Below are 5,331 nucleotides of genomic sequence, written 5' to 3'. Positions count from 1 at the left end.
GAATAAAACCGATAGCCGCTTTCAATCGCGTGGGCATAGGCCTGCTTCATGGTTTCAAGCCCTGAAAAGGCCGAGACCAGCATAAACAATGTCGACCGCGGCAGATGGAAATTGGTCAGGAGAATATCGACCGCGCGAAACCGATAACCCGGCGTGATGAAGATCGCGGTGTCGGCGGCGAACGACTTGATCGTGCCGTCTTCGGCCGTAGCGCTCTCGAGGAGCCGCATCGAGGTGGTGCCGACCGCGACGATGCGCCCGCCCTTCGCACGCGCTCTGTTGAGAGCGTCGGCGACCTCTCGTGAGATCGTGCCCCATTCCGAATGCATCTTGTGTTCGGTGGTGTCGTCGACTTTCACCGGCAGGAACGTGCCGGCGCCGACGTGCAGCGTGATCCTGTGAAGACCGACGCCGCGCTCGCGCAGCGCCGCCTCCAGGCGCGGCGTGAAATGCAGGCCGGCCGTCGGCGCCGCCACCGCGCCTTCGTTGGTCGCAAACATGGTCTGGTAGTCGGCCGCGTCCTGTTCGTCGGGTGTCCGCTTCGCGGCGATGTAGGGCGGCAATGGCGGACTGCCGAGATCCGATATCGCGGAGTCCAGCGTCGGCCCGTGAAATGAAAACGACAGCGTGACTGCGCCGTCCTCGCCCTTGTCTTCGACCTCGGCATCGAGATGACCGAGCAGGCAGACTTTACCCTCGTTGCCGAAACGAACGACGTCGCCGCGCGCAAGCTTCCTGGCCGGCTTGACCAGTGCCTGCCAGCGCGAGGCATCGAGCCGCTTGATCAGCGTCGCCTCGATTTTCGGCTCGGTCTCGCGGCCGATGCGGCGGCCTTTCAACTGCGCCGCGATGACCTTGGTGTCATTGACGACGAGCTGATCGCCGGGCTTGAGCCATTGCGGCAGATCGGACACGACGCGATCATGCAGAAATCCGCCGGGCTCGACGACGAGCAGCCGCGCGGCATCGCGCGGCTGTGCCGGCCGCAGCGCAATCCGCTCGGCGGGGAGTTCGAAGTCGAAGAGATCGGTGCGCATGATCTTGGGCGGGCGAATGGCGAATAGGGAGTGGCGAATAGACCATTCGCTATTCGCTACTCACCATTCGCATAGGGCGGCGTAGCCGGCGGGTTTACGCCGCGTCCAGCGCCATCCGCGCCTTGACGATCTTGTCGGGATCCTTGACCGGCTCGCCGCGCTTGATCTTGTCGACGTTCTCCATGCCCGAGGTCACCTTGCCCCACACCGTGTACTGCTTGTTGAGGAACGGCGCATCATCGAAGCAGATGAAGAACTGGCTGTCGCCGGAATCGGGATTGGCGGCACGCGCCATCGAGGCCGTGCCACGCACATGCGGCTCGGCATTGAACTCGGCCTTGAGCTTCTGGCCGGAACCGCCGGTACCGGTGCCGTGCGGGCAGCCGGTCTGGGCCATGAAACCGTCGATCACGCGGTGGAACACGATGCCGTCGTAAAACCCCTCGCGAACCAGTTCCTTGATCCGAGCCACGTGATTGGGCGCGAGATCAGGGCGCATTTCGATGGTGACGGGGCCCTGCGTGGTTTCGAGGATCAAAGTATTTTCTGTATCAGCCATGCTTGTTTCTCTGTTGTTGGAGGTCTTCGGTTGTGAAATCGAATGGTGATCGGGCGGCCGGCGATCGCGCCTGCCATTGCTTGGGTAAATGGTAGTGGGACGCAGCGCTGCAACGCTTCCATCGCCGCGATCCGGTACAATAAACGGTCGGTGTCGTCGGCCTGTTCCGATTCATGGGTGACGCGAGGCCGGCCCAGAATCTCGCCGGCCCGGGTGAAGCTGACGACGACGGTAATCTCGACGTTGCGACGGGCGCGTGTGGCGTCCGGTGGTTGCCAGCACGCCCGCAGTCTCGCGAACATCTCGGCGATCGTATTGACCTGCACCGGCTCTGCCGGCGCAGCTACTACACCCGCGAGCCAAATCGCCGCAACTCCGATCAAGCATCGAAGACGGAAACGGCCCGGCACCGATCACTTCATGTCGGCCGCGACCTGAACCTTCACCATCTTGTCGGGATCGCTCACCGCGCCGCCCGGCGCTCCCGGCGCCGCCTTCTTCAGCTTGTCGACAACGTCCATGCCCTGCACCACCTCGCCGATCACGGTGTACTGGCCATCAAGCGGCGCACCGTCGGCGAACATGATGAAGAACTGCGAGTTGGCAGAGTCCACACTGTCACCCTTGCGCGCCATACCGACGACGCCGCGCTGGAAGTGGACCTTGGAGAATTCCTGCTTGAGGTTCGGATATTTCGATCCGCCGGTACCATTGAAGTTCTGGCCGTCGCCGGTTTGCGCCATGAAGCCGTCCATGACGCGATGGAACGGCACGTTGTTGTAGAAACCTTCCCGCGCAAGCTGCTTGATGCGCTCGGCGTGCTGAGGCGCGATATCGGTGCGCAGCTTGATCACAATCCGGCCCTTGGTGGTGTCGATCACGATGGTGTTCTGCTTGTCGAGGCCGGCCGGAAGCGGCTGGGCAATGGCGGGGGCGGCAAAAATCAGCGCGGCGAGAACGGCGAGGATTCGGATCATGGAAGCTTCCTGCGTGAGAGAAGATTGTGTCAGCGGCCGAACTTGGCCTTGAGGCGCTTGGCCACGGCCTTGGGGACGAAGTTCGAGACGTCGCCACCCATACCGGCGATCTGTCGCACCAGTGTGGCAGTGATCGGGCGAACGGTCGGTGAGGCCGGAAGGAAAACCGTATGGACGCCGGGCGCCATGGTTTCGTTCATACCGGCTATCTGCATTTCATAGTCGAGATCGGTGCCATCGCGCAGGCCCCGAATGAGGATGGTGGCGCCCGCGCGCTTGGCCGCGGTGACCGTGAGGTCGTCGAAGGTGATGCAGTCGAATTCGCAACCGCCGCTCTTTGCAACGGGTTCAAACACCTCGCGGAGCATTGAAAGCCGCTCCTCCACGGTGAAGAGCGGGGCCTTGCCCGGATGGACGCCGATCGCCACCACCAGGCGGTCGCACAGGCCGACGGCATGCCGGACCACGTCCAGATGGCCATTGGTGACGGGATCGAAAGAGCCGGGATAAAGCGCGATGCGGGGCATGAAACCGTCCTACCCCGCCCGGTCCCCGCCCGCAAGCCGGTGGCTGGTTTAGGCCGAAAACACCCGCAATGCCGTTAATTTTCGTGGGCCATTGAACCGTTTTCCGGCCACCCGCGTCTTTAGGCCATTGGCCCGCTTTGTTTCGTCCCGGTCCGCCCGACGAAACAATTGGGCCCGCCGACGAAACCATTTTCCGGCCAATGGGCGTTTCGGTGAAGAACTCCGGAAACGGCCGCTTTGTATGAAGACCACACAACGAGGGCGCCAACGCCCAATGACAGGGGACCGTCATGATCAAGACTTTTTCAGCCATCGCTGTTGCCGCTTGCGTCGCCGCCGCCCTGGCCGTCGTGCCGGGTTTTGCGCCCTCGGTTGAAGCCAGCGTGCCGCGTCCGCTCGCCAAGTCCGATCGCCTCGACATCCATCCGACCGGCCGCAATTGCTCGGAGCAGGCCTGGCCGAATTTCGAAGCGTCCTGCCTGCGCTCGGCGGGTTCGCGGATCGCCGTCCGCGAGGCCCGCCTGGTGACTGCCGACCGCACGCCTTAAAACCGCCTGAAGCCATCAGGGAATTCGAAGTGGAGGCCTCCCCCGCCTCCGCTTCGTTTTTTTGGCTCGTCTTTCAGACGATGGCACGTGGCACGCTCTGGGCGTGCCGAAACACATTGTTCGGATCGAACGCGGCCTTGATGGTCATCAACCGCGGCAGGTTATCGCCCCAATACGCCTTGGCGTAGCCTTCGCCGAGATCGAGATCGCAATAGTTGACGTAACAGCGGCCGGAAACATAGGGCCGCATCGACGCATAAAGCGTCCGTATCATTGCAAGATTTGTCTCGGTCGCTCCGGGACTCCCCCACTGCAAGAAATACTGGACGAGATATTTCGTCTTGCCCCGATGGATGAAGGCCGTGGCATCGGAAGCGATCTGGTTGATCGCACCGCCGTAACTGTCGAACAGCACGGCAATTTCCCCCGGCGCTTTTTGCAAGCCATCGAGCAGGACGGAAATCCCCTGCCCGGTCAGGGGTTCGACGATATAGTCGGACTTGCCCTTCATCAGGACAGACTCGTAGGCCGGGCCGCCGCCGTTGAAGATGGTGGCGGCGCGCGCGAAAGTCAGTGTGCTTGTGCTCGACATCTCGGCCGCGCCAGCCGATTTTTGCAGCCGCTTGAGCTCCGTGATCACCTTGCTTTCGGTGTCGACCGACAGGCCCGCAATGTGAACCTTGATCGAACCTGCCGCCGCTTTCGTCAGGTGCAGTGTGCAGGTGATTGCAGGCGGCAGCGCCTCGAGCCAATCCTGCCAGGCGAGCACGATTTTGGCCGCCTGGGCCGCCGGCCTGTTCCACGTCGTCGCGAACTTGGCCACGCGGTTGACCGCGCTGGTGCGAAAATTGAACTTGGTGACGACGCCGAAGCTGCCGTTGCCGCCGCCGCGCAATGCCCAAAACAGATCGGGATCTTGCTGGGCGCTGACATTTCGGACGTTGCCGGAGGCGTCGACGACTTCCATCGCCAGCACGCTGTCGCAGGCAAGGCCAAACGGACGTGCCAAGAGGCCAAAACCACCGCCAAGTGCGTGGCCGGCGACGCCGACCGGAAAACAGGTGCCGGCCGGAATGGCGCGCGCCGAGGGCTCGAGCGCCGCGTAGACCGCGCCCAACGATGCACCGGAGCCGATCGCGACCGACTTCTTGTCCGCGGCGAGCTTGATGGACGCCATGCCACGCACGTCAATGACGAGATCGGCGCTCTGCGAAAACCCCTCATAGGAGTGACCACCGGAGCGGATCGCAAAGCCCACGCCGTTGCCGGCCGCCCAACGGACGGTGTGTCCAACGGCTTGCGGGCTTGAAGCAACGACGCGCACCTGCGGGGTGATCTGCCTGCGTTTATTGAAAGAGGTGTTGTAGTCGAACCTGGAAGGCGACGCGTCGCCCGCGACCAGAACCAGGTCCCTTTGCGGGTCGAGCCCGGCCTTCAGGCTCGCCACCGGTAATCCGGTTTCAGCTTCTGCCTTGTGGATCGAAAACAGCGAGCTCCCGACCACGGCGAAGGCGCCGGACGCTTGCAGGAATTCGCGCCGTTTCACGACGTTTTCCTCTGCAAAGGCGATCGCAGGGCGAGGATCGCCGCGAAGCCTTGTAAGGCGCTAGGCCCGTGCAGCCGCACGTTGCATCTCGGCCTGCACGGTGGCGTAGAGAGCTTGCCAGGACGCCAGCAATTCCG

At 62.9% G+C, this 5,331-nt stretch carries 7 protein-coding genes; 1 reads left to right on the top strand and 6 read right to left on the bottom strand.

What is annotated here, in order from left to right; translation table 11 throughout:
• The 5 genes from queA to coaD form a co-directional block, all read right to left on the bottom strand.
• Nucleotides 1-1,037 (bottom strand): tRNA preQ1(34) S-adenosylmethionine ribosyltransferase-isomerase QueA (queA, locus tag VFL62_RS02330; RefSeq protein WP_325170769.1); only part of this gene is annotated, 1,037 nt, incomplete at its 3' end.
• Nucleotides 1,038-1,131: 94 nt separating this feature from the next.
• Nucleotides 1,132-1,596, bottom strand: a complete 465-nt coding sequence (locus VFL62_RS02325; protein ID WP_325170768.1) for a peptidylprolyl isomerase — start codon at nt 1,594-1,596, stop codon at nt 1,132-1,134.
• Entirely contained in the window at nt 1,572-1,922 is a 351-nt protein-coding gene (locus VFL62_RS02320; RefSeq protein WP_325170767.1) for a hypothetical protein, read from the bottom strand. The genes VFL62_RS02325 and VFL62_RS02320 overlap by 25 nt, the downstream gene beginning before the upstream one ends.
• Nucleotides 1,923-2,009: 87 nt before the next feature.
• A complete protein-coding gene (locus VFL62_RS02315) occupies nt 2,010-2,573 on the bottom strand; it encodes a peptidylprolyl isomerase (RefSeq protein WP_325170766.1) in 564 nt (187 codons plus the stop codon).
• Nucleotides 2,574-2,602: 29 nt separating this feature from the next.
• A complete protein-coding gene (coaD, locus tag VFL62_RS02310) occupies nt 2,603-3,100 on the bottom strand; it encodes a pantetheine-phosphate adenylyltransferase (RefSeq protein ID WP_325170765.1) in 498 nt (165 codons plus the stop codon).
• A gap of 290 nt (nt 3,101-3,390) precedes the next feature.
• On the opposite strand from coaD, the gene VFL62_RS02305 reads away from it, so the two are divergent.
• Nucleotides 3,391-3,648: a hypothetical protein gene (locus VFL62_RS02305; protein ID WP_325170764.1), complete on the top strand. Its 258-nt coding sequence runs from the start codon at nt 3,391-3,393 to the stop codon at nt 3,646-3,648.
• A 73-nt stretch (nt 3,649-3,721) separates the two neighbouring features.
• On the opposite strand, the gene VFL62_RS02300 is transcribed toward VFL62_RS02305, so the two are convergent.
• Complete coding sequence (locus VFL62_RS02300) at nt 3,722-5,194, bottom strand: FAD-binding oxidoreductase (RefSeq protein ID WP_325170763.1); 1,473 nt, start codon at nt 5,192-5,194, stop codon at nt 3,722-3,724.
• Between the last annotated feature and the right edge of the window lie 137 nt (nt 5,195-5,331).

The sequence above is a fragment of the Bradyrhizobium sp. genome (genome assembly GCF_035701725.1).
In the GTDB taxonomy this organism is placed as follows: domain Bacteria; phylum Pseudomonadota; class Alphaproteobacteria; order Rhizobiales; family Xanthobacteraceae; genus Bradyrhizobium.
The sequence above is the reverse complement of the archived record's forward strand: the minus strand, read 5'-3'. Positions and strand labels throughout refer to the sequence as shown.